We start from the raw sequence: 25,462 nt of genomic DNA, 5'->3' as shown, positions 1-25,462 counted from the left end.
ACCAAGTTTTGAGAGCACCTGCCCTTGAGCAGGTGCGTTTTTATCGACTTACGGCATCACCGGCGGCGTATACGCCAATGTCGTCCCCAGCGCCCACAACAACAGCAGCACCAGCGGCGTGTGCACCAGCAGTTGCACAAACGAGAAGCCTATCAAATCCCGCGCCTTCAACCCGAGCACGCCCAGCAGCGGCAGCATATAGAACGGATTGATCAGGTTCGGCAGGGCTTCGGCGGCGTTGTAGATCTGCACCGCCCAGCCGAGGTGGTATTGCAGGTCATTGGCGACTTGCATCACGTAGGGCGCTTCGATGATCCATTTACCGCCGCCGGACGGGATGAAGAAACCGAGAATCGCCGAATACACGCCCATCAGCAGCGCATAGGTGTCGTGGGAAGCGATGCTGACAAAGAAAGTCGAGATGTGATGCGCGAGGGTTTGCGCATCGGCGCCTTTGACCGTGGTCATCAGCGCGGCGATCGAGCCGTACAGCGGAAACTGGATCAACACGCCAGTGGTGGTCGGCACCGCACGGGCCACGGCATCGAGGAAGCTGCGCGGGCGCCAGTGCAGCAGCGCGCCGAGCATGATGAACAGGAAGTTATAGGTGTTCAGGCCGGAAATCGCGGTAATCGCTGGTTTGGTCGAGAACTCGTGAAACAGCCATCCTGCTGCGAGCAGCACCAATACGATGATCAGCAACGGGCTGTGTTCCAGCCATTCGCCGGGGCGAGTGCGCGGTTGCAGCGGCGGCAGGTTGAACGCCGGATCGATGCCGCAGGCCTTGGCGTCGCGTGCCGAATTCGGCCCGGGCGCGGTGGCGTAGGCGATGATGATCGAGATCACGATCAGCGCCAGCAGCATGACCCCGGATTGCCAGAGAAAAATGGTTTCGGTGAACGGGATTACGCCAGTGATCGACAGGATCGACGGCGGCAAGCTGCCCGGGTTGGCCTGCAACTGTGCGGCCGACGATGACAAGCCCAGCGCCCACACCGCGCCGAGGCCCAGGTAAGCAGCGGCACCGGCGGCGCGGTAATCCATCTTCAGATCGGTGCGGCGGGCGAGGGCGCGTACCAGCAGCCCGCCAAATACCAGCGACAGACCCCAGTTGAGCAAAGATGCGACCATCGAAATCAATGCCACCCAGGCCACGGCGGAGCGGCCGTTTTTCGGGATGCGTGCCAGTTTGTCGATCAGTTTGACTGCGGGCGGAGAGCTGGCGACGACGTAGCCGCCGATCACCACGAAGGCCATCTGCATGGTGAACGGGATCAGGCTCCAGAAGCCGTCGCCGAAGGCCATCGCTGCAGCGGTGGGTTTGGCGCCCATGGCCAGAGTGGCCAGCGCAACGATGATCACGGCCAACGCGGCGAATACCCAGGAATCGGGAAACCAGCGTTCGGCAAAACTGGAACAGCGCAGGGCAAAGCGCGCGGAGCGGCTATCTTCGATATCAACGGCCACAGGAAGTACCTCGGATTTTTTATGGTTATTTTGATCCGTGGGAGCAGTCGCCCGGCTCGACAGCCACAGAGAACCCTGTGGGAGCGAGCCTGCTCGCGAAGACGTCGGCACATTCAGCATCAGGTTGTCTGAACTGACGCTTTCGCGAGCAGGCTCGCTCCCACATGGGCGGCTGGTCGGTGTTGGCGTGGTCCCTTGGACAGGCGCTAACAGTAAATCAAGCGCCGCCCTTTTGTTGAGCAGGTTTTCGCAAACCGAGACTATGGTCTGACGGGTTGTCGATCCGCGCATTTGCGTAGACCATGAGCGCCTTGGTTTTTGCCGATGCCTGAGTTCTTTGTCATGACTGCCAACTCCCCAGCCCGACCGGCGCCGTTCAGCCGTGCCGACTACAAGACCCTCGGCCTTGCGGCGCTCGGCGGGGCGCTGGAAATCTACGATTTCATCATCTTCGTATTCTTTGCGCTGACCCTCAGCCAGCTGTTCTTTCCCCCGGAAATGCCCGAGTGGCTGCGTCTGCTGCAAAGCTTCGGCATCTTCGTCACCGGTTATCTGGCGCGGCCTCTGGGCGGGATTCTGATGGCGCATTTCGCCGACCGTCTGGGCCGCAAAAAGGTGTTCAGCTTGAGCATCCTGATGATGGCCCTGCCGTGTCTGCTGATCGGGATCATGCCGACCTACGCACAGATCGGCTATTTCGCGCCCTTGCTGTTGCTGGCGCTGCGCATCCTGCAAGGCGCGGCGGTGGGCGGCGAAGTGCCAAGTGCCTGGGTGTTCGTCGCCGAGCATGCGCCGACCGGCCATCGTGGCTACGCCCTCGGATTCTTGCAGGCCGGCCTGACATTCGGTTACTTGATCGGCGCACTCACTGCGACCTTCCTCGCGCAGGTTTTCACGCCTGCCGAAATTCTCGATTACGCCTGGCGCTATCCGTTTCTGCTCGGCGGCGTGTTCGGCGTGGTGGGCGTTTACCTGCGCCGCTGGCTCAGCGAAACCCCGGTGTTCATGGCCATGGAAGCGCAACGCGAGGCGCGGGTCGAGCTGCCGCTGCGCACGGTGCTGCGTGAGCATCGTCTGGCCATGCTGCCGGCCATGTTGCTCACCTGTGTGCTGACCTCGGCGGTGGTGGTGTTCGTGGTTATCACCCCGACGATGATGCAGAAAACCTTCGGCATGACCGCCAGCCACACCTTCGGCCTCAGTGCCTTGGGCATCGTTTTTCTGAATATCGGCTGCGTGATCGCCGGACTGCTGGTCGACCGCATCGGCGCCTGGCGCACGGTCATGCTGTACAGCCTGTTGCTGCCGCTGGGCATTGGCGTGTTGTATGGCTGCCTGATCATGGGCGGGCATTGGATCGGCATGGCCTATGCGGTCGCCGGCCTGGCTTGTGGGGTAGTGGGTGCGGTGCCTTCGGTGATGGTCGGGTTGTTCCCGGCGCGGATTCGCGTGTCGGGCATTTCCTTCACCTACAACATTGCCTACGCCGCCTGGGCAAGTATCACACCGCTGTTGCTGATTGGTCTGATGCCGTGGAGTCCATGGATCTGCGTGATCTTCTGTGCAGTGATGGGCGCGGTGGGGATTGTGACGGCGGCGTATTTCGGTGCGCGCATGCCACGTAGCGGACCGTGTCAGGCGGCCGGCGCTGCCTGATCCGCAAGCGCCGGATTATTTTCGACTGACGGGTCTGGCGCTGGCTTCAGAAAAGCTGCGCAAGGCCGATGGCAAGGTTGTATCCGCTAACTACCCTGCCATCGGTGCTTTCCCATGTTCAATAAACGCTTGAAACAAGAGCTGGCTGCTCTGCGCGAAGAACTCTCCAGCCTTGTACAAGTGAAGGAAAGCCTGGAAAGCGAAATGCTCGCGCTGACCCTTGAGCCCGATGGGCGGATTCGTTCGGTCAACCAGAATTTTCTCGATGAAATGTTCTACAAGAGCCAGGACCTGATCGGTCGGGCAATCGAAGACGTCGTGCCGGCCCACGTCAAAACCGACGAATTCCACCAGCGCTTCAAAAACTCGATGAGCCGTGGCGAGCATTTTGCCGGCGCCGTGCGCCTGTTGCGCGGCAATGGCGACGAGGCGTGGCTGCGTTCGATCGTGCAACCGGTGCGCTCGTCTGATGGGCGGATCAGACACATCTCCTTCTACGCCAGCGACCTGACCCGCACCATCGAAGCCTCCCGCGAGCATGAGAACCTGATCGGCGCGCTGGTGCGCTCCACCGCCGTGATCGAGTTCGACCTCAACGGCAATGTGCTCAGCGCCAATGATCGCTTCCTCAACGGCATGGGTTACAGCCTGGCGCAGATCAAGGGTAAACATCACCGCACGTTTTGCGCCCCGGAAGAATACAACAGCGCCGAGTACCAGAACTTCTGGCGGCGCTTGAACAGTGGCGAATTCGTCGCAGGCCGCTTCAAGCGTATCGACAGCCATGGTCGTACGGTGTGGCTGGAAGCGTCCTACAACCCGGTGGTCGATGCCAACGACAGACTGTACAAAGTGGTGAAGTTCGCCACGGTGATCACCGATCAGGTCAACCGCGAACAGGCGGTTGCCGATGCAGCCAGCATCGCTTACAGCACCTCGCAACAAACCGACAGCACCGCGCAACGGGGCACCACGGTCGTCACCGAAGCGGTCAACGTGATGCGTGATTTGTCGTTGCACATGCAAGCCGCTGGCGAAGGTATCGAGGCGCTCAACGAGCAGTCGCTGGTGATCGGCACGATCGTCAAAACCATCAGCGGCATTGCCGAACAGACCAACCTGCTGGCGCTCAACGCCGCGATCGAAGCCGCCCGGGCCGGCGAGCAGGGCCGTGGTTTTGCCGTGGTCGCGGACGAGGTCCGGCAACTGGCCTCGCGCACCAGCCAGGCGACGGACGAAATCGTCGGCGTGGTACGGCAGAACCAGGAAATGGCCCGCAATGCCGTGGCGCTGATGACCGACGGCAAGCTTCAGGCCGAACAGGGCCTGGCGCTGGCGGCGGAGGCGGGCACGGTGATCGTCGAGATTCAGGACGGTGCGCAGAAAGTGGTGGATGCGGTGGGGCAGTTTGCCAATCAGCTCTCTCACTGACACCGCACTGATCGTTCCCACGCTCTGCGTGGGAATGCCGCCCGGGACGCTCCGCGTTCCTTCGCTGGCGTGACGCAGAGCGTCACAGGATGCATTCCCGCGCGGAGCGTGGGAACGATCACCGAGGGGCAGCGCCGCATCTGCTCGCTCCCACAGGTTCTGTGATTCTCCAGTGACAGCGCTACAATCGGCTCCTTTTCCTCCGGAGCAGATCCCATGAGCGTTTCCCACCGCCGTCCGGTGCCTCTGAACAAAGCCTACCGCCTGCTCAACCACGGGCCGACCGTGCTGGTCAGCGCCGCTCACGACGGCCAGCGCAACATCATGGCCGCCGCCTGGGCCATGCCGCTGGATTTCGAACCGCCGAAAGTCGCCGTCGTCCTCGACAAATCCACTTGGACTCGCCAGTTGCTCGAAGCCTCCGGCACTTTTGTGCTGAACGTGCCTTGCGTCAATCAGGCCGATATCGTGCAAACCGTCGGCAATACGTCCGGCCTGGAAATCACCCGTAACCAGGGGCACGACAAATTTCAGGCGTACGGCCTGCACACCTTTGCCGGCGAACAGGTTGAAGCGCCGCTGCTCGAGGGTTGTGTTGCCTGGCTCGAATGCCGCCTGCTGCCAGAGCCGCGCAATCACGAGCAATACGACCTGTTCCTCGCCGAAGTCATCGCCGCCCAGGCCGATGAGCGTGTGTTCAGCGATGGGCGCTGGCATTTCGAAGGGCAGGATGGATTGCGTACCTTGCACCACGTGGCGGGGGGGCATTTCCTGAAGATTGGGGACGGGGTGGATGGCAAGACGTTGGCGGTCTGATTTACTACCGGGAGAAGGCCTGCTGCTCGGCAGGCCTTTTTCAATGCGGTGTTTCAGTCCCCCAACGCTTCTCCCTCACGCCGAGGATCGGCACCCCCCGTCAAGGTCGCTTTGCCCTGCGCATCCTTCACCCGCACGATCGCTTGGGTGCCGCTGGTCATGTCGATTTCGCTGAGCGTGTGGCCCTTGTCCTTGAGTGCTTGGATCAGCGCCGGGCTGAACTGTCCCTGTTCCAGTTCGGTGGGGCCGTTGCGGCTGCCGAAATTGGGCAGGTTGATTGCACTTTGTGCATCGAGGTTCCAGTCGAGCAGGCCGATGGTGGTTTTCGCCACGTATTCGATGATTTGCGAACCGCCGGGCGAGCCGACCGTGGCGACGAATTCACCAGTGTTGCGATCAAAGATCAGTGTCGGCGCCATCGACGAACGTGGGCGTTTGCCCGGTTCGACGCGGTTCGCGACTTTCTGCCCGTTCTCTTCGGGGATGAACGAGAAGTCGGTCATCTGGTTGTTCAGCAGAAAACCCTGAACCATCAGGTGCGAGCCGAACGCGGCTTCGATGGTGGTGGTCATCGACACGGCGCCACCAAGGTCATCCACCGCCACCACTTGCGAGGTCGAGATACGCAACGGCGAGCGGTCGGGTGCATAGGCAACCTGCACGCCCGGCGGTGTGCCCGGTTTGGCGCTGCCCATGCTGCGCTCGCCGATCAGGCTGGCGCGGCTGGCCAGGTAGGCCGGATCGAGCAGACCTTTGACCGGTACCGGGACGAAGTCGGTGTCGGCCACGTATTGCGCACGATCGGCATAGGCCAGACGTTCAGCCTCGGCGATCAGGTGCACTGCTTGCGGCACCGGTTCGATGCCGGCCGGCTTATCGGTTTTCGTTGGTTTGAGCGGGGTCAGCGACAGGCGTGGGGCGCGAGTCTCCAGCGCCTGCAACGTGCCGAGAATCTGCGCCACGGCGATCCCGCCCGACGACGGTGGCGGCATGCCGCAGACCTGCCAACGCTTGTAGTCGGTACACAGCGGCGCGCGCTCCTTGGCCTGATAACGCTGCAAATCGTTCAGCGACAGGCTGCCGGGGTTGGCGTGCTGTTGAACCCTGGCGACGATCTCTTCGGCGATCGGACCTTTGTACAGCGCATCGGCACCTTCGCTGGCGATACGTTTGAACACGGCCGCCAACTTCGGGTTCTGCAGGCGCGTGCCGACAGCTTTGACGCTGCCATCGTCATTCAGGAAGTACGCAGCCATGTCTGGCGACTGGCGTATCAGTGGATCGGCAGTCAGCAGCGAATGCAGACGCGGGGAAATCGCAAAGCCTTGCTCGGCCAGTTTGATCGCTGGCTCAAACAGCTTCGCCCATGGCAAGCGACCGTGTTGTCGATGCGCCAGCTCCAGCGCCCGCAATACCCCGGGCGTACCGACCGAGCGCCCGCCGATCTGCGCTTGCGTAAAGGCCATCGGTTTACCGTCAGCCTTCAGGAACAGCTTCTCGGTGGCCCCGGCCGGCGCCGTTTCGCGGCCGTCATAGGTGCGCACCTGCTTGCCATCCCACAACACAATCATCGCCCCGCCACCGATCCCGGAAGACTGCGGCTCAACCAGCGTCAACACCGCCTGCATCGCAATCGCCGCATCAATCGCCGAACCACCCTGACGCAACATCTCCCGCCCGGCTTCGGCCGCGAGTGGATTGGCAGCAGCGGCCATGTGTTTATTGGCATGACGGGTTTGCAGATCAGTGCGGTAACCGGAAGCGGCTTCCGGTGCCAGCGGCAACGAAGAAGAGGGCGGGGCGTTGCATGCGGTGAGGGTCAGAGCGCTGACAAGCAGTGTCAGGGCTGGCAGGTGAAAGCGCTTCAAGGGCTGGGCTGGAAACACGCGGGCTCTCCGTCCGTGGGGTAGAAGTCTTCGGGGACTTTATCGAGCGGGCCGGCGGGGTGCAAACTGCGTGGGGATTACAGCCCTCCCGCTCAGCGGCCGCGCCAATCGATCGGCCGAAAACGATGCCCTTGTGGGAGCGAGCCTGCTCGCGAAAGCGGTAGCTCGGGTGGTGCGATCTTCTTGAGAGTGATGCAGGGTTAGTGAGTCAGAAACTCATTGCTTGAAGCCCGGCAGACCATGGGTAGAGCGCCACTTTTTCACGATTTCGGTAATGCTCTCGGCTGTTTGTTGTTTCATATCCTCGGGCCAATAGATAAGGTCAGTGCCCGCTGGGTGCTCACACAAACGTTCAAATTCAAACAACAGCGGATCGAGAATCTCGTCTGGGCTTGTGTTGGCTGCAAGAACAGATTGCACAAATTTCAAGAATTCTGCTTCGGTGTAGTCGGATATGTTAGTCATAACGTTCTCAAGTTGAAGTTCCACAGTTCAAATGAAACGGGCGGCAGGATTCATGTCTTGAACCCAGGTAGTCGATTCGCTTCGCGCCATGCCATGACTGTACGAGCTATTCCGGCAGATGTTGTATCTGCTCCGGGCTCGGGGTAGTAGATCAGATCCATCCCGCTCGGATGTCCTACTATCTTGTTGAAGTGCATAATCAATGCATCTGCACGGAGATCTGTCGGCGCTATATCCTCCTTTCTTATTTCATCTATGAGATCAATGAAATCCTGCTCGGTATAGTCGGAAAAGCTGCTTTTGATGAATGGGTCGCTCATGCTATGCCCTTATTTACGGTGTACGTCGACATGGTTTTTGGGTGTGTAGACCCTTAGGTTATCTACGTTGTAGATATCACCACCTTCGGATATCGGTTCCACATGATGAATCTCATGAGAGATCCTTTTCCCTGCTGCATCACCTAAGCGGGCGCGGGGCGCATTTCCGTTGCGCATACGTCGTAGATTATCTTCGCTGACCTGTTGTGCCACTGCGCTGTCTTTTGAGGCAACGGCCCAAAAAGCCCGCCTAAACGAATCAAAACTAGAATATTCGCTCCCTCTGAGTTTATCCGCGATGCTGGTCGGAATAGGGGCGCCACCCTGAGCTTGAGCATGGTCAAGCCAAATACCGCCCACATCCTCTCCCACCCCCGTAACGATCCCAGGCGTCTGCCTCGCCGGCCTTGAATAAACCACATACAACGACTTCAGCCCGGTGTCCGCCGGGAACACCAGAATACAATCCTCGGCCGTTACATCCTCGCCCGGCAGTCCCTCAATCTGGCTATCGGTGTTGTCCGGGATCGGGTGGACGAGGATCGGGTCGAGTGCCTCACCGTGGTCGGGATAAACCAGCGGAGGCATCGATCCCAACGGCCCGCGTTGCGGCGTCCAGAGAATGGTGATGCCGTTGAGCTTGGCCTCCATGGCGGTCTTGTCGGCGTTCCACTTGACGTTCACCGTGCGTACGGCGTCGTCGCCAGAGGCGCCGGAATGGATGCCGTAAACCCGCAGAACACCTTCGGCATCACGACGAAACTGGAAGCGCACGCGCGTGGTGGCGCGGCTCATGCGGCGTAGTTCTTCGTCGGTGTGAAGCGTGCCGTCGGCCATTTTGCTCGGCAGCATTCCCAGCACGAACACGCTGGCCGGCCCGCCGGCGCCACGGATGGCCCAGTTCAGGCGCTGTTGCAAAATCCCGCCGCCGGCCAGACGCCCCAAAGCCAGGTCGGCACCTATCGCCGTCGCTACAGCGGTACTGGCGGAGGGCATGAGCATGGCGCCGGCGACCATGATCTTGCCGAAGTTGCTGGCTGGCTCCTCGGCAGTGCCAGCGTCCGTGCGACACCAGTTGTCCGGCGTGCAGGACTTGGCAAAGACCCTGTCTTCGCGTGGCTTGGGCGCAGGCCACTCATCCTTCTCGATGTACACCGGCTCCGGTGCTTTCGGTGGAAGCAAAGTAAACCAGGCCCTGCCACCGCTATACGGATTTAATAACCAGTCATCGTCGAGAAGGTATTTGTATTGAGGCATGCCAACTCCCTGTATGGCGCTGAGTCGAGCCAGGGGAGCTTGTCGGTATAGGAGCGATTCGGGGAGAGAGCGACAGGTGGCTGATGCTACGAAAGATCCGTTTCGTACCAGAGATCTACTTTTTTCTTACGGAGGCATCTGAATTGCATGCAGGGAGCGGGAGGAAAAGGACTTTTCTCGAGGCATAAAAAAACGGCCTACCTTTCGGTAAGCCGTTTTTAGTACTTGGTGGCTACACAGGGACTTGAACCCCGGACCCCAGCATTATGAATGCTATGCTCTAACCAACTGAGCTATGTAGCCAAGTGGCGCGCATTATTCCCCTGAAATGGCAAAGCGTCAAGCGTAAATCGAAAATATTTCTTCCTGTTTTCAACTGCTTATCCTCCAGCCCCGAAAATCGGGGCCGGGGAGGGCGTCAGCGCAGTTGGAATCTGGCGGTATTGGCGCTCAGGGCCTCGCTACCCTGGCTCAAGGTGTCCGCCGCTAGGTTTACGGCGCGTGCGCCTTCGAGCAAACGCACCGCCGCTTGATCGACCTGCTGGATATTGCCGCTGACTTCGTCGGCAGTGCTGGCCTGTTCTTCAACCGCTGTGGCGATTTGCGCCAGGGTGTCGGTGACACTCTGTACGGCGCTGGCGATTTCTCCCAGGCGTTCGCCGAGTCCGGTGACTGCTTCGGCATCCGATTGCGCCTGACCACAGGCGGCTTCCATCAGGCTTACCGCTTCGTTGACCGTGGCGCGCAGGCTGTCGACGGTGCCGGCGATCTGCGCGGTGGACGATTGCGTGCGCTGCGAGAGGCTGCGCACCTCGTCGGCGACCACGGCAAAGCCGCGACCCTGTTCGCCGGCGCGGGCGGCCTCGATGGCGGCGTTGAGCGCGAGCAGGTTGGTCTGCTCGGCGACGCCGCGAATGGTATCCACGACCAGTTGAATCTGCTGGCCTTGCTCGCTGACCCGGCCAAGCGCGGCGGCGGTATCGTTAAGGCGCTGATTGAGCTGCTGAATGCTCGCCGTGGTGCGTTGGCTGTCGCGGCTGCTGTCGGCGGCGATGCGCCGGGTTTGCTGGGCGCTGCCGGAGGCCTGTTCGCAACTCTGCGCGACGCCTTGCGAGGTGGCGGCCAATTGCGTGGCGGCAGCGGCGATCTGGCTGATCTGCAATTGCTGCGCTTCGACTTCGCTCAGGGCGCCGCTGGAGTGTTGGTTGAGGCTGCGCACCGCGTTGCTCAACTGCGAGGTCTCGTGGTCGACGCCGAGCATGCTGCTGCGCAATTGCACCACAGCGACGTTGAGCGCGGTGCTGATCGCTGCCAGCTCATCGCGCCCCACCACCGGCACTTGCAGGCTCAGGTTACCGTCGCGCAAGGCTTCGGCGAGCAAGGTGATGCCGCTGGCGCTACGGCGGATCGAGGCTTGCAGGCAAACGAACAGGTATAACGCGGCCAACAGCAGGCAACCGAAGATTGCGGCGACAACAATGAACTGGCGGATCGCCGAGCTGTAATACGCATCGAGCCGCTGATCCAGCGCGACCAGGGATTGCTGGCGCAGGGAAGCGAGGTCGGTGAGCAGCGCGTCGAGGCTGCGTTCGAAGTCCTCTGGCTTGAGGTTGATGCTGCCGCCAAACACACCGTCGTCGAGGACTTTCAGGCCGCTGTCGAGGTGTTTCAGGCTGTCGTGATACTGGCCGGCCCAAGCTTGCAGCTCGGCTGGCAGACGCGCCTCCAGCAGGCCGGCGGTTTTCACCAGTTGCTCGCGGGCGTCACCAATGCGGCTGCGCAGGTCGCGCAACTGCAGGCGGCTCTGCAGGGTGAACTGACCGGAGACGACCGAAGCCTGGCCGACTGCGGCGAGACGGCCGACACGCTCGATCAGGTCCGGCGCGTGCTGCGTGGAAATCTGCGTCAGCAGGTAGGTTTCCAGCCACGGCGCGAGGGTCAGGCGATTGTCCATGACGATCTGCTCGCGCAAGGCTTGCAGCGCGCCCAGGGCATTGGTGAAGCGGTCATAACCGTCCGGCCACCAGCCGACACTGCTGAGGCTTTTCGAATCAAGGCCATTGAGTGCGGTTTGCAGCGCCTGAAAGCGTTCGAGGATTGCGCCGTCGGCGCCTTGCTGGTTCAGGGCATTGCCCAGCTCTGTGGTGGCTTGCAGCACTGCCGGTTGCACGCCGTCGAAGGCGGCCATTGCGGCGAGGGTGGCCGGTGTAGGCTGACGATTGGTCTCGGTGGCGCGCCAGCGGGCGGCGCGGTCGCGTTGAGCGGCGAGCAGGTTGTCCAGCGCATCCAGCGCGAGCAGCTGACGCACGCCGGCACGTTCGCCCGAGATCAGATTGAGCTTCTCGCGATAGTCATGGCCGATCATCAACAGGCTGCCGGCCAGCGGCAGAATGAACAGCAGAAACAACAATTGGAATTTACCTGCGAAGCCAAACCGCCCCAGCAATTTGATCCCCGGTGAAAGGAAAGCCTGCATGCCTCATGACTCCTCTGGACACCACGCACCATTGGCGTGCATCGCGAGCTGTTGGCTCACGACCCGTGCCCTCTAAAAGGCCTCGAAAGTTCACCCTCGCCCGCTCTGTAGGCCGGCTCTGTAGCGAAACTTCCCATTGTCGAGCGCCTTTGTAAGGCGATCGTGTTCAAGGGCAGAAGCAAGGCAAGATTCAGACCATGGCGTTGAGCTATCACCTTCGCCACCAGCGATCCCCTGTAGGAGCTGCCGAAGGCTGCGATCTTTTGACTTTGATGCTTAAAAGCAAGATCAAAAGATCGCAGCCTTCGGCAGCTCCTACGCGAGATAGGAATGTTGGTTAGTTAGCTGGCTAAGGGGATAGCGCGAGCGCACCGAAAAATGGCACATTGACGCACCTGCCTGCGGGCACCCATCTGCTGTCCGGAATTTTCCATGGCTATCAGCAACGTCCAGACCGCCGCTGCCTCGGCGACCGCTGCTCCGCAAAGCAGCCCCTTGGTGATGCGCATCATCGGCGCGGTGGCGCTGGCGCATCTGATCAATGACCTGATCCAGTCGGTGCTGCCGTCGATCTACCCGATGCTCAAGGCCAACTATGGCCTGACCTTCACCCAGGTCGGCCTGATCACCTTGACCTTCCAGTTGACCGCATCGCTGTTGCAGCCGTGGGTCGGATATCACACTGACCGGCACCCTAAACCGTGGCTGTTACCGGCGGGCACGGTGTGTACCTTGATCGGCATTCTGATGATGTCGGTGGTCGGCAGCTTCCCATTGATTCTGCTGGCGGCGGCGCTGATTGGTATCGGCTCGTCGACCTTTCACCCGGAAGCCTCGCGTGTTGCGCGGCTGGCCTCGGGCGGCCGGTTTGGTCTGGCGCAATCGACCTTTCAGGTCGGCGGCAATGCCGGCTCCGCGTTCGGCCCATTGCTGGCGGCGGCGATCATCATTCCCTTCGGCCAGGGCAATGTGGCGTGGTTCGGTCTGTTCGCGGTGTTTGCGCTGTTCGTGCTGTACCGCATCAGCCGCTGGTACGCCAACCACCTGAACCTGTTCAAGCTCAAGGCCGGCCAAGCCGCGACGCACGGCTTATCGAAGGGCAGGGTGACCAGTGCCTTGGTGGTCCTGGGGCTGCTGGTGTTCTCCAAATATTTCTACATGGCCAGTTTCACCAGCTACTTCACCTTCTACCTGATCGAGAAGTTCGACCTGTCAGTGGCGAGTTCGCAATTGCACTTGTTCCTGTTTTTGGGCGCAGTGGCGGCTGGGACGTTCTTCGGCGGGCCTATCGGCGACAAGATCGGGCGCAAGGCAGTGATCTGGTTTTCCATCCTGGGGGTGGCGCCATTCACCCTGATCCTGCCGCATGTCGATCTGTTCTGGACCAGCATTCTCAGCGTGGTGATCGGCTTCATTCTGGCGTCGGCATTCTCGGCGATCGTGGTGTACGCGCAGGAACTGGTGCCGGGTAATGTCGGGATGATTGCCGGGATTTTCTTCGGCCTGATGTTCGGTTTCGGCGGGATTGGCGCGGCGCTGCTCGGGCATCTGGCGGATGTGCACGGGATTGAGTACGTGTATTTCCTTTGCTCATTCCTGCCGTTGTTTGGTGTGTTGGCGATCTTTCTCCCGCGTACTAAAAAAGCTTGAGATCAAAAGATCGCAGCCTTCGGCAGCTCCTACAGGGGATAGATGTACATCTGTAGGAGCTGCCGAAGGCTGCGATCTTTTAACAATCTTTCGGGCACAAAAAAGCCGCGTATCAAACGCGGCTTTTTCTTGTGCGGCTGTTGCTTAGACGTTGAAACGGAAGTGCATCACGTCGCCGTCCTTGACGATGTAATCCTTGCCTTCCAGACGCCATTTGCCGGCTTCTTTGGCGCCGGCTTCGCCCTTGTACTGGATGAAGTCGTTGTAGGCGATGACTTCGGCACGGATGAAGCCTTTTTCGAAGTCGGTGTGGATCACGCCAGCGGCCTGTGGTGCGGTAGCACCGACCTTGACGGTCCAGGCGCGGACTTCTTCGACACCGGCGGTGAAGTAGGTCTGCAGGTGCAGCATTTCGTAACCGGCGCGGATCACGCGGTTCAGGCCAGGCTCTTCCAGGCCCAGCGCTTCGAGGAACATGTCCTTCTCTTCGCCGTCGTCGAGCTCGGCGATTTCCGCTTCGATCTTGTTGCACACCGGAACGACCATGGCGCCTTCTTCTTCGGCAATGGCCTTGACCACGTCCAGGTGCGGGTTGTTCTCGAAACCGTCTTCGGCAACGTTGGCGATGTACATGACCGGCTTGGTGGTCAGCAGGTGGAAGCCCTTGATCACGGCTTTCTCGTCCGCGCTCATGTTCTTCATCAGGCTGCGTGCCGGTTTGGCTTCGGTGAAGTGCGCGATCAGTTGCTCGAGCAGAGCCTTCTGAACCACGGCGTCCTTGTCACCGCCCTTGGCGTTGCGCGCGACTTTCTGCAGTTGTTTCTCGCAGCTGTCGAGGTCGGCGAAGATCAGTTCCAGGTCGATGATTTCGATGTCGCGTTTCGGGTCGACACTGTTGGAAACGTGAATCACGTTGTCGTCTTCGAAGCAGCGCACCACGTGAGCGATAGCGTCGGTTTCGCGGATGTTGGCCAGGAACTTGTTGCCCAGGCCTTCACCTTTCGAGGCGCCGGCGACGAGGCCGGCGATGTCGACGAATTCCATGGTGGTCGGCAGGATGCGCTTGGGATTGACGATGGCCGCCAGCGCTTCCAGGCGCGGATCCGGCATCGGCACGATGCCGCTGTTCGGCTCGATGGTGCAGAAGGGGAAGTTCTCCGCCGCGATACCGGATTTGGTCAGGGCGTTGAACAGGGTGGACTTGCCGACGTTAGGCAGGCCGACGATGCCGCAATTGAATCCCATGGTGTTTCCCCTCGGGTAAAAGTCAGGCCTTCTGGCTGTGCAGGTTTTTCATCGCGCGGTTCCATTCCCCGGCGAGGATATCCGGCAGCACGCCGAGGGCAAAGTCGATGCTGGCATCGAGTTTTTCCTGTTCGGCGCGTGGCGCACGACCCAGGACGAAATTTGAAACCATACTGGCAACGCCCGGGTGGCCGATGCCAAGCCGCAGGCGGTAGAACGTATTCTGATTGCCCAGTTGCGCAATGATGTCGCGCAACCCGTTGTGACCGCCATGGCCGCCGCCCTGCTTGAGCTTGGCAACGCCCGGAGGCAAGTCGAGTTCGTCATGCGCCACGAGGATTTCTTCAGGCTTGATGCGGAAGAAACCGGCGAGTGCCGCCACGGCCTGGCCGCTGCGGTTCATGTAGGTGGTGGGAATCAGCAGACGAACATCCTGACCCTGATGCGAGTAGCGCCCGGTCAGGCCGAAATATTTGCGATCGGCCACAAGATTCACATTCTGTGCGTGGGCGATGCGCTCAACAAAAAGGGCCCCTGCGTTATGCCGGGTCTGTTCGTATTCAGCGCCTGGATTTCCCAGGCCAACGATCAGTTTGATGGCAGTCACGATAGGGGCCCTTCCTTGGAGTGGTGGATAACATCGCCGCGATCGGGGAAAGCGGCGAAAGTGGACGAAAAATGCTCATTTACCATGGATGTAAACTCCGCGTTCTCGCCCGCTTTCTCGCTACGTTCCAGTCCGCGATGTTACTTGCTCACTCCCCGGCATGACAGAGTGAATTACTCTGCTTCGCCTTCTTCGGCAGGTTCTGCAGCAACACGTGGAGCGTGGACGTTGGCAACAGCCTTGTCATCGCCGTGTGCCAGAGCAACGAACTCAACACCTTTAGGAGCTTTGAGGTCCGACAGGTGAATGATGGTGCCGATTTCTGCTTTCGACAGATCGACTTCGATGAACTCAGGCAGATCTTTTGGCAGGCAGGTCACTTCGATTTCAGCAACAACGTGCGAAACTTCGCCGCCTTTCTTCACTGGAGCTTCTTCGCCAACAAAGTGTACAGGCACGATGGCGGTCAGTTTCTGGCCGGCAACAACGCGTACGAAGTCAGCGTGCATCACGTGGCCTTTGGCCGGGTGACGCTGCAGCGCCTTGATGATGACGTTCTGCTTGGTGCCACCAACGTTCAGCTCGATGATGTGGCTGTAAGCCGCTTCGTTTTCGAGCAGTTTGGCAACTTCTTTGGCCAGCATGCTGATGGATTCAGGGGCTTTGTCGCCACCGTAAACAACAGCTGGAACCAGAGCTGCGAGACGACGCAGGCGGCGGCTCGCACCTTTCCCCAGGTCGGAACGCACTTCAGCATTCAGAGTAAAATCGTTCATTTTGTATCTCCAAAATAGCCATGACCGAGTGGCGTTTGCGACCAGCGCCGAACACGGTATGGGCAAAAAAGCCCCGCCCCGACAGGAATGCCGGGGCGGGGCGCTTTTCGTCAACGAGACATTTCGCGAAGGGCAGGGCCCTTAACGGAACATCGCGCTGATCGATTCTTCATTGCTGATGCGGCGAACCGCTTCGGCAACAACCGGTGCGATATCCAGTTGACGGATACGTGCACAGGCTTGTGCTGCAGCGGACAGCGGGATGGTGTTAGTGACCACCAGCTCGTCCAGCACGGAATTTTCGATATTCTCGATGGCCCGGCCCGACAGCACAGGGTGTGTGCAGTAGGCAAAGACCTTGGCTGCGCCATGCTCTTTCAGGGCCTTGGCCGCGTGGCACAGGGTGCCGGCGGTATCGACCATGTCATCGACCAGAATACAGGTACGCCCTTCGACATCACCGATGATATGCATCACTTCAGAGTGATTGGCTTTCTCACGGCGTTTGTCGATGATCCCGAGATCGACGCCCAGCGACTTGGCAACAGCCCGTGCACGCACGACGCCACCAATATCCGGGGACACGATCATCAGGTTTTCGAAGCGCTGATCTTCGATGTCATCCACCAGAACCGGGGAGCCGTAGATGTTATCTACCGGAATATCGAAGAAGCCCTGAATCTGGTCAGCATGCAGATCAACCGTGAGAACACGGTCGATGCCGACTACGGTAAGCATGTCAGCAACGACTTTCGCGCTGATAGCCACACGTGCGGAACGCGGACGGCGATCCTGACGGGCATAACCAAAATAAGGAATAACAGCAGTGATACGAGTAGCTGAGGAGCGGCGGAAGGCATCAGCCATCACTACCAGTTCCATCAGGTTATCGTTGGTCGGAGCGCAGGTCGGCTGAATAATGAAGACGTCTTTACCGCGAACGTTTTCATTGATCTCGGCTGTGATTTCGCCGTCGGAAAACTTGCCGACAGAGATGTCACCGAGAGGGATATGCAGCTGACGTACGACACGCCGAGCCAGATCGGGGTTGGCATTCCCCGTAAAGACCATCATCTTGGACACGCGCAGTACCTAGAGGCTGAGGGTAACCTGGATGAGTAGAGAAAATGGCAGGGGCGGCTGGATTCGAACCAACGCATGGCAGGATCAAAACCTGCTGCCTTACCGCTTGGCGACGCCCCTGTATCTGTTGCTTTCAAGTGCCGGGCACTTGATTCCTTTAGAGCAGACTTTGCAGCTTGCGATGCAACATCGAAACGTTGCTTCCTTTCGCTACAAACCCTGTAAGGGTCTCTGTCAGAAGGGCCGAGACTTTATCAGCTTCAGCTTTGCTTGGGAAGCCCCCAAACACACAACTTCCAGTTCCGGTGAGCTTTGCTTCGGTAAATTTACCTAACAAATCCAATGCGTTACGTACCTCTGGATAACGCCTTGCGACCACCGGCAAGCAGTCATTTCGACTGTTTCCCTCGGGAACGGGGCGCACTTTAATGGGCGGTGTGTTACGTGTCAACAAAGGATCGGAAAAAATTTCTGCCGTACTAACAGCGACTTGCGGCACGAGCACCAGATACCACGGTTCTTCGGGGTCGACCGGGGTCAGTTTCTCGCCGACGCCCTCGGCAAATGCCGCATGGCCACGGACGAACACCGGTACGTCGGCACCGAGTGACAGGCCCAGTTGCGCCAGACGATCTTCATCCCAGCCCAGTTGCCACAAATGGTTGAGTCCGAGCAACGTTGTCGCCGCATTTGAACTGCCGCCACCGATGCCGCCGCCCATGGGCAGGACTTTGTCGATCCAGATGTCGATACCGAGCGCGCAGGCGGACTGTTGCTGCAACATCTTCGCCGCGCGCACGATCAGGTTGCTGTCGTGGGGCACGCCGGCGAACTCGGTGTGCAGCTGAATCACGCCGTCATCGCGCACGGCGAAAGTGATTTCATCGCCATAATCGAGGAACTGAAACAGCGTCTGCAATTCGTGATAACCGTCTTCACGGCGACCGAGAATGTGCAGCATCAAGTTGAGTTTGGCCGGCGAGGGCAGGGTCAGGCGTGCAGCGGTCATGCTTTATTGCCCCAACTTGCGCGGTTGCCAGGTTTTGATCACCAGCGTCACGTCAAGGTCGGTGCCGTGCAGCTTGATGCGCTCGGGCAGCCAATAACCATTCTGTTCGGTGTAGGCGGTGTATTCGACTTTCCAGCCGTCCTGCTCAAGGCTGGCCAGACGGCTGTCGGCGTCCAGATTCAAGCGACTCTTGCTTTCCGGGGCTGGCAGGCCGCGAACCCACCAGGCCAGATTCGACACCGGCAGTTTCCAGCCCAGCTGTTCTTCGAGCAGGGCTTCAGGAGATTGCGATTCGTAGCGGCCCTGGTTGGCGACTTCCAGTGATACTTTGCCCGGACGCCCGGTCAGGCGTGCCGCACCACGACCCAGCGGGCCGGACAGGCGAATGTCGTAGTAGTCCTGACGCTGCAGCCAGAACAGCGTGCCGCTGCCGGAATCTTTCGGCGCGCGGATGCCGATCTTGCCGTCGATCTGCCAGCCATCGAGGCCGGTCAGTTGCTGTTTATTCGCCGCCCACTGGGCCGGGCTGCCGTGGCCCTCGACCGATTCGCGAGTGCCGAAACCCGAACAGCCGGCGAGCAGGGCGATGAAGCTGAAAACAATAACGTGGCGCAAAAGCATGGTTTAAAGATTCTCGGATCCGGTCAGGCGCTTGATGGTGCTGCGCAGAATGGTGCTGTCGGGCTGATCCTTGAGGAACTTGCCCCACACTTGTTTGGCTTCGCGCTGATTGCCCTTGGCCCAGAGGACTTCGCCCAGGTGCGCGGCGACTTCGTGGTCAGGGAAACGCTCGAGCGCCTGGCGCAGGTATTTCTCCGCGTCGTCCAGATTGCCCAGGCGATAGTTCACCCAGCCGAGGCTGTCGAGTACCGCCGGGTCTTCCGGATTGATCTGGTGCGCCTGCTCGATCAGCGTTTTTGCTTCAGCGTAGCGGGTGGTGCGATCGGACAAGGTGTAGCCCAGCGCATTCAGCGCCATGGCGTTGTCCGGGTCGCGCTTGATGATCAGGCGCAGGTCTTTCTCCATTTGCGCCAGATCATTGCGTTTTTCCGCGAGCATGGCGCGGGTGTAGAGCAGATTGAGATCGTCCGGGTATTTCTGCAGCGCTTGTTGCAGAACTTTCCAGGCCTTGTCGTCCTGTTTATTGGCCGACAGGGTTTCCGACTCGATCAGATACAACTGGATCGCGTAGTCGGGCTGCTCGTCACGCTCGGCGGCCAGCTTGCTCTGCGCTTCGGCGGTCTTGCCGTTGCTCATCAGGATATCGGCCTGACGCAGCTGTGCCGGCAGATAGTCATTGCCCGGACCGACCTGGGCGTATTCGATGAGCGCGCCTTGTGGGTCATTGCGCTCTTCGGCAATCCGGCCGAGGTTCAGATGCGCTGAATCGACGTGGCTTTCGCGAGCGATCAGGTCTTCCAGATAACCCTTGGCCTCATCCCACGCCTTGGCTTCCAGGCACACCAGCGCCAGCGAGTAACGCAGTTCATCGTCTTCCGGGTATTGCTGAACGAGCGTGGAGAATTCGGCCTTGGCGTCGTCCATGCGGTCCTGTTCGACCAGCATGCGCGCGTAAGTCAGGCGCAGGCGTTTGTCTTCCGGGTATTTCCTGATGCTTTTCTGCAACAGCGGCAGCGCTTCGTCGCCACGATTGAGCAATTGAAGCAGGCGCGCACGCAGCAGGATTGGTGCGATCTCGCCATCTTCCGGTGGGTTGTCTTCGAGCAGAGTCAGCGCACCTTGATTGTCGCCATCCTGCTGCAACAGCAGAGCCTTGCCGAAAATCAGCTGATTGTTGTTCGGGTGGCGCTCAAGCAAACGGTCGAAGCTTTTCATCAGGCCGTTGCGGGTTTCCTGATCGGTGTCGGCGGCCGACAGCGCGAGGAAATCGAAATGGGTGTCGCCCTTGCCCTGCAGGACTTTCTCCATGTAGACCATGGAGTCGTCGTAACGCCCGGCGCGGGCCAGTTGCACGGCGGCGGCGCGTTGCGCTTCGAGATCGTCCGGGGCATTGCGCGCCCAGATCAGCGCGGTGTCGAGGGCCGGTTGATCGGCGCCCAGATATTCGGCGATGCGGAACGCACGCTCGGAAACGCCCGGATCCTGGGTGTTGATGGCCTGGGTCACGTAATTGTCCAGGGCAATGTCGAAACGATTGCGCTGGCCAGCGAGTTCGGCGCTCAGCAGGCTGAACACGGTTTCCTCGCTGAACGAGCCGTAAACCTTGGGCTTTTCAGGTGCGGGCGTGGTGTCTTCGACCGGCGGGGTGCCATCCGGCGCAACGGGCGCCATGGCCTGGCAGCCGCTGAGGAAGACAAAAGCGAGGAGCAACGCGGAAGATCTATTCATATAGGAAGAGGACGACTAACCTGCGGTCGGATCATCATGACACAAGCCTTCGGCCAAACATAACCGAGACTCAATTGTGGCCATTATAGGGGCTGACGATTGGGACAATAGTCAGCGGTAGTTGTTCTGAATCTTTCGAAGTAGGACAATTGCCGGCTTCACGTCACCATCAGCGACCTTGAATGGCCTTCCTTGCACTCGGTATTAACCACAAGACTGCTTCAGTAGACGTCCGCGAGCGCGTGGCCTTTACCCCTGAGCAGCTGGTGGAGGCCTTGCAGCAGCTCTGCCGACTGACCGACAGCCGCGAAGCCGCGATCCTCTCCACCTGCAATCGCAGTGAGCTTTATATAGAACAGGATCAGCTGTCGGCCGATGTCGTGCTGCGCTGGCTGGCCGATTATCACCATCTGAGTCTCGACGAGCTGCGCGCCAGTGCTTACGTGCATGAAGACGATGCGGCTGTTCGTCACATGATGCGCGTCGCCTCCGGGCTCGACTCGCTGGTGCTGGGCGAACCGCAGATTCTCGGTCAGATGAAATCGGCCTACGCCGTGGCCCGCGAGGCCGGCACCATCGGTCCGCTGCTGGGGCGGTTGTTTCAGGCGACGTTCAATGCCGCCAAGCAGGTGCGTACCGATACTGCGATTGGCGAGAACCCGGTGTCGGTGGCGTTTGCTGCGGTGAGCCTGGCAAAACAGATTTTCAGCGATCTGCAACGCAGCCAGGCGCTGCTGATCGGTGCCGGCGAGACGATTACGCTGGTCGCGCGCCATTTGCATGAGCTGGGGGTCAAGCGCATCGTCGTCGCCAACCGCACGCTCGAGCGCGCCAGTCAGTTGGCCGAGCAGTTCGGCGCTCACGCGGTGCTGCTCTCGGACATCCCGGCGGAGCTGGTGCGCAGCGACATCGTCATCAGTTCGACCGCCAGCCAGTTGCCGATCCTCGGCAAGGGTGCGGTGGAAAGTGCGCTGAAGCTGCGCAAGCACAAGCCGATCTTCATGGTCGACATCGCGGTACCACGAGATATCGAGCCAGAAGTCGGCGAGTTGGACGACGTTTACCTGTACAGCGTCGACGATCTCCACGAAGTGGTCGCCGAGAACCTCAAGAGCCGTCAGGGCGCTGCGCAAGCGGCGGAGGAGATGGTCTCGGTCGGCGCCGACGATTTCATGGTGCGCCTGCGCGAACTGGCGGCAGTCGATGTGCTCAAGGCCTATCGTCAACAGAGCGAGCGCTTGCGTGACGAGGAATTGCAAAAAGCCCTGCGTCTGCTGGCCAACGGCGGCAACGCCGAAGACGTGCTCGGGCAACTGGCCCGTGGCCTGACCAACAAACTCTTGCATGCGCCCAGCGTGCAATTGAAAAAGCTGTCTGCCGAAGGCCGCCTCGATGCGCTGGCCATGGCCCAGGAACTCTTTGCCCTTGAGGGCTCACCGGATAGTTTTTCGGATAAAAAACCGCAATGAAAGCGTCACTGCTCAACAAGCTGGACATTCTCCAGGACCGTTTCGAGGAACTGACCGCGCTGCTCGGCGACGGTGAAGTCATTGCCGATCAGGCCAAATTCCGCGCCTATTCCAAGGAGTACGCCGAACTCGAGCCGGTAGTGGCCGCCTATAAAAAGCTGCTCGGCGTACAAAGCGATCTTGAAGGCGCGCAGGCGCTGCTCAAGGACAACGACCCGGACATGCGCGAAATGGCCGTGGAAGAAGTTCGCGAAGCCAAGGAGTTGCTGGTCACGCTGGAATCCGATCTGCAGCGCATGTTGCTGCCTAAAGATCCGAATGACGGGCGCAACGTCTTCCTCGAAATCCGCGCCGGCACCGGTGGCGACGAGGCGGCGATCTTCTCCGGCGACCTGTTCCGCATGTACTCGCGTTATGCCGAGCGGCGTGGCTGGCGCGTCGAGATCCTCTCGGAAAACGAAGGCGAACACGGTGGCTATAAAGAAGTCATCGCGCGCATTGAAGGCGACAACGTTTACGGCAAGCTGAAATTCGAGTCCGGCGCGCACCGCGTTCAGCGCGTACCCGCCACCGAATCCCAGGGTCGGATCCACACCTCGGCGTGCACCGTGGCAGTGTTGCCGGAGCCGGACGAGCGCGAAGCGATCGAGATCAACCCGGCGGATCTGCGTGTCGATACTTACCGTTCCTCTGGCGCTGGTGGTCAGCACGTCAACACCACCGATTCGGCGATCCGCATCACCCACATTCCGACTGGCACCGTCGTCGAGTGTCAGGAAGAACGCTCCCAGCACAAGAACCGTGCCCGGGCGATGGCGTGGCTGTCGGCCAAGCTCAACGATCAGCAAAACGCAGCGGCAGCCAACGCGATTGCCAGTGAGCGCAAGTTGCTGGTCGGCTCCGGCGATCGATCCGAGCGTATCCGCACCTACAACTACGCCCAGGGCCGGGTCACCGACCATCGCGTCAACCTGACCCTGTATTCGCTGGATGAAATTCTCGCCGGTGGCGTCGAAGCTGTGATCGAGCCCTTGCTGGCCGAATATCAGGCTGACCAACTCGCAGCGATAGGTGAATAAATGACCATCATCGCCAGCCTGTTGCGCGCCGCCGAGTTGCCGGACTCGCCGACTGCGCGTCTGGACGCTGAATTGCTTCTCGCCGCCGCACTGGGCAAGTCGCGCAGCTTCCTGCACACCTGGCCCGAGCGCATCGTGCCGAGCGAGGCTGCGCTGACCTTTGCCGAGTATTTGCAACGGCGGCGTAGCGGTGAGCCGGTGGCTTATATTCTCGGCCAGCAGGGCTTCTGGAAGCTGGATCTGGAAGTCGCGCCGCACACGCTGATTCCGCGTCCTGACACCGAATTGCTGGTGGAGGCAGCCCTTGAGCTGCTGCCGGCAACTCCGGCCAAGGTTCTTGATCTGGGCACCGGCAGTGGCGCGATTGCTTTGGCCTTGGCCAGCGAACGGCCGGCGTGGAAAGTCACTGCCGTGGATCGTGTGCTTGAAGCCGTGGCCCTGGCCGAACGCAATCGCCAGCGTCTGCACCTGAACAACGCTACGGTGCTGAACAGCCATTGGTTCAGCGCACTTGCAGGCCAGCGCTTTCAACTGATCATCAGCAACCCGCCGTACATTGCCGCCGCCGATCCGCATCTGGTCGAGGGCGATGTACGCTTCGAACCGGCCAGTGCGCTGGTCGCCGGTGAAGATGGCCTCGATGATCTGCGCCTGATTGTTGCGCAGGCGCCGGATCATCTTGAAACCGGAGGCTGGCTGATGCTCGAACACGGCTATGATCAGGCCGAAGCCGTGCGTGATCTGCTGCTTACCCGTGGCTTTGAAGAAGTCCACAGCCGCACCGATCTGGGCGGCCATCAACGCATCAGTCTGGGGCGCCTGCCGTGCTGAATGATCAGGAATTGCTGCGCTACAGCCGGCAGATTCTGCTGCAACACATCGACATCGACGGGCAGCTGAAGCTCAAGGCCAGCCGCGTGCTGATCGTCGGCCTCGGCGGTCTCGGCGCGCCAGTGGCGCTGTATCTGGCAGCAGCGGGCGTCGGCGAATTGCATCTGGCGGATTTCGACACGGTCGATCTGACCAATCTGCAACGGCAGATCATTCACGACACCGACAGTGTCGGCATGTCCAAGGTCGACTCGGCGCTCAAGCGCCTGGGCGCGATCAATCCGGAAATTCAACTGGTCGCCCATCGCCAGGCGCTGGACGAGGATTCTCTCGGTGCAGCGGTGGCGGCGGTGGATCTGGTGCTCGATTGTTCGGACAACTTTTCCACGCGCGAGTCGGTTAACGCCGCTTGTGTTGCCGCGTGCAAGCCGCTGGTCAGTGGCGCGGCAATTCGTCTGGAAGGGCAATTGTCGGTGTTCGATCCTCGGCGTGCCGAGAGCCCTTGCTACCACTGCCTGTACGGTCACGGCAGTGAAGCCGAACTGACCTGCAGCGAGGCCGGCGTGGTCGGGCCATTGGTCGGTCTGGTTGGCAGCTTGCAGGCGCTGGAAGCGTTGAAGGTGCTGGTCGGCTTTGGTGAACCCTTGGTGGGGCGACTGTTGTTGATCGATGCCTTGGGCTCGCGATTCCGTGAGCTTCGCGTCAAGCGCGATCCGGGCTGCAGCGTCTGTGGCGCGCGCCATGCGTGAAGCGCCGATCGGCGTGTTCGATTCCGGGGTCGGCGGCTTGTCGGTCCTCGGCGAAATCCAGCGCTTGCTGCCCAACGAATCGCTGCTTTATGTCGCCGATTGCGGGAACATTCCTTACGGCGAGAAAACCCCGGAATTCATCCGCGAGCGTTGCAGCGTGATGGCCGGGTTTTTTCGCGAGCAGGGGGCCAAAGCTTTGGTGCTGGCGTGCAATACCGCGACCGTGGCGGGGGTTGCCGATCTGCGTCGCGATTTCCCCGACTGGCCGATTGTCGGCATGGAACCGGCGGTCAAACCGGCCGCAGCGGCCACACGAAGCGGCGTGGTTGGCGTCCTGGCCACGACCGGCACGTTGCAGAGCGCGAAGTTTGCCGCGTTGCTCGATCGCTTCGCGGCTGACATAAAAGTCATCACCCAGCCCTGTCCGGGACTGGTCGAACTGATCGAAACGGGTGATCTGCACAGCGCCGAATTACGCACTTTATTGCAAGGTTACGTCGCTCCATTGCTGGCGCAAAACTGCGACACGATCATTCTTGGCTGTACCCATTATCCCTTCCTCAAGCCGCTACTCAGGTCGATGATCGCCGACGATGTCAGCCTGATCGATACCGGAGATGCCGTGGCCCGGCAGTTGCAACGCTTGCTCGCCGAGCGTGATCTGCTGGCGCAACGTCCGAGCCAGCCGGTGAAGTTCTGGACCAGCGGCGATCCGCAATCTCTCAGAAAAATCCTACCGTTGCTGGGCCAAACTGCGTCGAATGTGCAAAACTTCGACTTGTAAAAAAAATGTGAAATAACTAAAAAAACGCTGAACTTCTGACCAAGCGCGGATTTCTAT

Annotated in this window: 22 protein-coding genes, 2 tRNA genes and 1 pseudogene; 10 read left to right on the top strand and 15 right to left on the bottom strand. The window is 60.2% G+C overall.

Going from position 1 to position 25,462, the window contains the following annotated elements:
* Window positions 1-48: 48 nt before the first annotated feature.
* The gene (locus AB4O45_RS08610) at window positions 49-1,467 is read right to left on the bottom strand and encodes a short-chain fatty acid transporter (protein ID WP_016773194.1); all 1,419 of its coding nucleotides are present in this window, start codon (window positions 1,465-1,467) and stop codon (window positions 49-51) included.
* A gap of 342 nt (window positions 1,468-1,809) precedes the next feature.
* On the opposite strand from AB4O45_RS08610, the gene AB4O45_RS08605 reads away from it, so the two are divergent.
* From AB4O45_RS08605 to AB4O45_RS08590, 4 genes and pseudogenes are all read left to right on the top strand, one after another.
* On the top strand, window positions 1,810-3,123 hold the full coding sequence (locus tag AB4O45_RS08605) for an MFS transporter (RefSeq protein ID WP_460138350.1): 1,314 nt from the start codon (window positions 1,810-1,812) through the stop codon (window positions 3,121-3,123).
* 114 nt (window positions 3,124-3,237) lie between these two features.
* A pseudogene (locus AB4O45_RS08600) lies at window positions 3,238-3,966 on the top strand (PAS domain-containing protein); the annotation flags it as partial.
* A complete protein-coding gene (locus tag AB4O45_RS08595; RefSeq protein WP_435406314.1) occupies window positions 3,946-4,554 on the top strand; it encodes a methyl-accepting chemotaxis protein in 609 nt (202 codons plus the stop codon). The pseudogene AB4O45_RS08600 and the gene AB4O45_RS08595, both read left to right, overlap by 21 nt.
* 216 nt (window positions 4,555-4,770) lie before the next feature.
* On the top strand, window positions 4,771-5,370 hold the full coding sequence (locus AB4O45_RS08590; RefSeq protein WP_041480012.1) for a flavin reductase family protein: 600 nt from the start codon (window positions 4,771-4,773) through the stop codon (window positions 5,368-5,370).
* 53 nt (window positions 5,371-5,423) lie between these two features.
* On the opposite strand, the gene ggt is transcribed toward AB4O45_RS08590, so the two are convergent.
* The 6 genes from ggt to AB4O45_RS08560 all read right to left on the bottom strand — a co-directional run bounded on the left by ggt (window position 5,424) and on the right by AB4O45_RS08560 (window position 11,774).
* The gene (ggt, locus tag AB4O45_RS08585; RefSeq protein ID WP_310218375.1) at window positions 5,424-7,256 is read right to left on the bottom strand and encodes a gamma-glutamyltransferase; all 1,833 of its coding nucleotides are present in this window, start codon (window positions 7,254-7,256) and stop codon (window positions 5,424-5,426) included.
* A 216-nt stretch (window positions 7,257-7,472) separates the two neighbouring features.
* Window positions 7,473-7,721 carry a bacteriocin immunity protein gene (locus AB4O45_RS08580; RefSeq protein ID WP_457265289.1) on the bottom strand — a complete coding sequence of 83 codons (249 nt, stop codon included), beginning with the start codon at window positions 7,719-7,721 and terminating at the stop codon, window positions 7,473-7,475.
* 50 nt (window positions 7,722-7,771) lie between these two features.
* Window positions 7,772-8,041 (bottom strand): bacteriocin immunity protein, encoded by a 270-nt coding sequence (locus AB4O45_RS08575; protein WP_095181649.1) that lies wholly within the window; start codon window positions 8,039-8,041, stop codon window positions 7,772-7,774.
* 9 nt (window positions 8,042-8,050) lie between these two features.
* Window positions 8,051-9,298, bottom strand: a complete 1,248-nt coding sequence (locus tag AB4O45_RS08570; RefSeq protein ID WP_150638766.1) for an S-type pyocin domain-containing protein — start codon at window positions 9,296-9,298, stop codon at window positions 8,051-8,053.
* A gap of 226 nt (window positions 9,299-9,524) precedes the next feature.
* Window positions 9,525-9,601 (bottom strand) — tRNA-Met (locus AB4O45_RS08565).
* Window positions 9,602-9,716: 115 nt separating this feature from the next.
* The gene (locus AB4O45_RS08560) at window positions 9,717-11,774 is read right to left on the bottom strand and encodes a methyl-accepting chemotaxis protein (RefSeq protein ID WP_095181651.1); all 2,058 of its coding nucleotides are present in this window, start codon (window positions 11,772-11,774) and stop codon (window positions 9,717-9,719) included.
* A gap of 432 nt (window positions 11,775-12,206) precedes the next feature.
* Here AB4O45_RS08560 and AB4O45_RS08555 point away from each other — a divergent pair, with 432 nt between their 5' ends.
* Window positions 12,207-13,424, top strand: a complete 1,218-nt coding sequence (locus tag AB4O45_RS08555; protein ID WP_039761258.1) for an MFS transporter — start codon at window positions 12,207-12,209, stop codon at window positions 13,422-13,424.
* A gap of 144 nt (window positions 13,425-13,568) precedes the next feature.
* Here AB4O45_RS08555 and ychF read toward each other — a convergent pair whose 3' ends face one another.
* The 8 genes from ychF to AB4O45_RS08515 all read right to left on the bottom strand — a co-directional run bounded on the left by ychF (window position 13,569) and on the right by AB4O45_RS08515 (window position 20,493).
* Window positions 13,569-14,669 (bottom strand): redox-regulated ATPase YchF, encoded by a 1,101-nt coding sequence (gene ychF / locus AB4O45_RS08550; RefSeq protein ID WP_016773202.1) that lies wholly within the window; start codon window positions 14,667-14,669, stop codon window positions 13,569-13,571.
* Between the two features lie 22 nt (window positions 14,670-14,691).
* Window positions 14,692-15,276: an aminoacyl-tRNA hydrolase gene (gene pth, locus AB4O45_RS08545; protein ID WP_016773203.1), complete on the bottom strand. Its 585-nt coding sequence runs from the start codon at window positions 15,274-15,276 to the stop codon at window positions 14,692-14,694.
* A gap of 173 nt (window positions 15,277-15,449) precedes the next feature.
* Window positions 15,450-16,052: a 50S ribosomal protein L25/general stress protein Ctc gene (locus tag AB4O45_RS08540; protein WP_056790308.1), complete on the bottom strand. Its 603-nt coding sequence runs from the start codon at window positions 16,050-16,052 to the stop codon at window positions 15,450-15,452.
* Between the two features lie 141 nt (window positions 16,053-16,193).
* Window positions 16,194-17,135: a ribose-phosphate pyrophosphokinase gene (locus AB4O45_RS08535; RefSeq protein ID WP_003171603.1), complete on the bottom strand. Its 942-nt coding sequence runs from the start codon at window positions 17,133-17,135 to the stop codon at window positions 16,194-16,196.
* 45 nt (window positions 17,136-17,180) lie between these two features.
* Window positions 17,181-17,255: transfer RNA gene (locus tag AB4O45_RS08530), tRNA-Gln, on the bottom strand.
* Between the two features lie 37 nt (window positions 17,256-17,292).
* Window positions 17,293-18,144, bottom strand: coding sequence for a 4-(cytidine 5'-diphospho)-2-C-methyl-D-erythritol kinase (gene ispE / locus AB4O45_RS08525; protein WP_460161307.1), 852 nt, complete (start codon window positions 18,142-18,144; stop codon window positions 17,293-17,295).
* 3 nt (window positions 18,145-18,147) lie between these two features.
* Window positions 18,148-18,765 (bottom strand): lipoprotein insertase outer membrane protein LolB, encoded by a 618-nt coding sequence (gene lolB / locus AB4O45_RS08520; RefSeq protein WP_016773207.1) that lies wholly within the window; start codon window positions 18,763-18,765, stop codon window positions 18,148-18,150.
* 3 nt (window positions 18,766-18,768) lie between these two features.
* On the bottom strand, window positions 18,769-20,493 hold the full coding sequence (locus AB4O45_RS08515; RefSeq protein ID WP_130928618.1) for a tetratricopeptide repeat protein: 1,725 nt from the start codon (window positions 20,491-20,493) through the stop codon (window positions 18,769-18,771).
* Window positions 20,494-20,675: 182 nt separating this feature from the next.
* Here AB4O45_RS08515 and hemA point away from each other — a divergent pair, with 182 nt between their 5' ends.
* From hemA to murI, 5 genes are read left to right on the top strand one after another with little or no spacing between them, the layout of a single operon-like run.
* Window positions 20,676-21,962 carry a glutamyl-tRNA reductase gene (gene hemA, locus AB4O45_RS08510; protein WP_016773209.1) on the top strand — a complete coding sequence of 429 codons (1,287 nt, stop codon included), beginning with the start codon at window positions 20,676-20,678 and terminating at the stop codon, window positions 21,960-21,962.
* Window positions 21,959-23,041, top strand: coding sequence for a peptide chain release factor 1 (prfA, locus tag AB4O45_RS08505; RefSeq protein WP_016773210.1), 1,083 nt, complete (start codon window positions 21,959-21,961; stop codon window positions 23,039-23,041). The genes hemA and prfA overlap by 4 nt, the downstream gene beginning before the upstream one ends.
* Entirely contained in the window at window positions 23,042-23,872 is an 831-nt protein-coding gene (gene prmC, locus AB4O45_RS08500; protein ID WP_041480004.1) for a peptide chain release factor N(5)-glutamine methyltransferase, read from the top strand.
* The gene (locus AB4O45_RS08495; RefSeq protein ID WP_095181653.1) at window positions 23,866-24,621 is read left to right on the top strand and encodes a molybdopterin-synthase adenylyltransferase MoeB; all 756 of its coding nucleotides are present in this window, start codon (window positions 23,866-23,868) and stop codon (window positions 24,619-24,621) included. The genes prmC and AB4O45_RS08495 overlap by 7 nt, the downstream gene beginning before the upstream one ends.
* Window positions 24,614-25,405 (top strand): glutamate racemase, encoded by a 792-nt coding sequence (gene murI, locus AB4O45_RS08490; protein ID WP_122747842.1) that lies wholly within the window; start codon window positions 24,614-24,616, stop codon window positions 25,403-25,405. The genes AB4O45_RS08495 and murI overlap by 8 nt, the downstream gene beginning before the upstream one ends.
* Window positions 25,406-25,462: the final 57 nt, after the last annotated feature.

The sequence above is a fragment of the Pseudomonas sp. S2_B10 genome, assembly GCF_054668425.1.
Note: the sequence above shows the minus strand (reverse complement) of the source record. Positions and strands in the feature narration are given on the sequence as shown.

Excerpts from the sequence above, each read along its gene's own strand:
- prfA (WP_016773210.1), top strand. The coding sequence starts at position 21,959 with ATGAAAGCGTCACTGCTCAACAAGCTGGACATTCTCCAGGACCGTTTC.
- AB4O45_RS08575 (WP_095181649.1), bottom strand. The coding sequence starts at position 8,041 with ATGAGCGACCCATTCATCAAAAGCAGCTTTTCCGACTATACCGAGCAG.
- ychF (WP_016773202.1), bottom strand. The coding sequence starts at position 14,669 with ATGGGATTCAATTGCGGCATCGTCGGCCTGCCTAACGTCGGCAAGTCC.
- AB4O45_RS08580 (WP_457265289.1), bottom strand. The coding sequence starts at position 7,721 with ATGACTAACATATCCGACTACACCGAAGCAGAATTCTTGAAATTTGTG.
- murI (WP_122747842.1), top strand. The coding sequence starts at position 24,614 with ATGCGTGAAGCGCCGATCGGCGTGTTCGATTCCGGGGTCGGCGGCTTG.
- hemA (WP_016773209.1), top strand. The coding sequence starts at position 20,676 with ATGGCCTTCCTTGCACTCGGTATTAACCACAAGACTGCTTCAGTAGAC.
- AB4O45_RS08605 (WP_460138350.1), top strand. The coding sequence starts at position 1,810 with ATGACTGCCAACTCCCCAGCCCGACCGGCGCCGTTCAGCCGTGCCGAC.
- ispE (WP_460161307.1), bottom strand. The coding sequence starts at position 18,144 with ATGACCGCTGCACGCCTGACCCTGCCCTCGCCGGCCAAACTCAACTTG.
- AB4O45_RS08540 (WP_056790308.1), bottom strand. The coding sequence starts at position 16,052 with ATGAACGATTTTACTCTGAATGCTGAAGTGCGTTCCGACCTGGGGAAA.
- AB4O45_RS08560 (WP_095181651.1), bottom strand. The coding sequence starts at position 11,774 with ATGCAGGCTTTCCTTTCACCGGGGATCAAATTGCTGGGGCGGTTTGGC.
- AB4O45_RS08570 (WP_150638766.1), bottom strand. The coding sequence starts at position 9,298 with ATGCCTCAATACAAATACCTTCTCGACGATGACTGGTTATTAAATCCG.
- AB4O45_RS08515 (WP_130928618.1), bottom strand. The coding sequence starts at position 20,493 with ATGAATAGATCTTCCGCGTTGCTCCTCGCTTTTGTCTTCCTCAGCGGC.
- prmC (WP_041480004.1), top strand. The coding sequence starts at position 23,042 with ATGACCATCATCGCCAGCCTGTTGCGCGCCGCCGAGTTGCCGGACTCG.
- AB4O45_RS08555 (WP_039761258.1), top strand. The coding sequence starts at position 12,207 with ATGGCTATCAGCAACGTCCAGACCGCCGCTGCCTCGGCGACCGCTGCT.
- AB4O45_RS08590 (WP_041480012.1), top strand. The coding sequence starts at position 4,771 with ATGAGCGTTTCCCACCGCCGTCCGGTGCCTCTGAACAAAGCCTACCGC.
- lolB (WP_016773207.1), bottom strand. The coding sequence starts at position 18,765 with ATGCTTTTGCGCCACGTTATTGTTTTCAGCTTCATCGCCCTGCTCGCC.